The sequence below is a fragment of the Pseudoalteromonas sp. MSK9-3 genome (genome assembly GCF_003590335.1).
GTDB lineage: Bacteria > Pseudomonadota > Gammaproteobacteria > Enterobacterales > Alteromonadaceae > Pseudoalteromonas.
Map to the genome: position 1 here is coordinate 1 of NZ_MIET01000059.1, position 625 is coordinate 625.

Annotated in this window: 1 protein-coding gene; it reads right to left on the reverse strand. The window is 40.3% G+C overall.

What is annotated here, in order from left to right; genetic code table 11:
- Window positions 1–69 precede the first annotated feature (69 nt).
- Window positions 70–625 (reverse strand): transposase (locus BGP78_RS20635; RefSeq protein ID WP_182912350.1); only part of this gene is annotated, 556 nt, incomplete at its 5' end.

Here is a 625-nt window from a genome sequence, read left to right on the forward strand (position 1 = left end):
TCGTTATTTTTTTGCGCTTCATCTCCTCTGATTGATTTAAGCCATTATCTTTTTTCCTGCCCATGATAATCAACTCGGCCGTGAGAAGAAGTTAATGACTCCCTCACAGTGCATTGGATGCTGACAGCAAGGGCAAATACGGATGGCTTTGGGTTTGTCTTTTTTCTTAGGTTTTTTCCAATTATTGGTATTGATAAGTAATATTTGAATGCGTTGACGTAACTTACAGGCATTACCTCGTAAATAGCCACAGTCTCGAACGCGTTGCAGCCCTTTAGGTAAGACATGTTGTAATATCAGCCATAAAAACTTAAGCACAGGCAGAGTGCGTGTTACTGTTTGTTTGGTTTTACTCTCTTGATATTTAAACGTGACGGTGTTTTCATCGTAATGAACAATGTCATTGTCAGACAATACACCCCGATATAGATAGCGAGAGAGGTACTGATAGGCTTTATCACCAAATCCGACTTTGCGACAATCAACCACCCACTTCTTAGGGTACTTTGCGGGTAAATTAATGCGCGTATGTCTGTTAATTGCCTCTAACATTTGAGCCCGCCAAACTTTAGCTAATGCAAATTCGTTAAATAGATATTGTTGACGCCCTTTATGCCACTGGTTG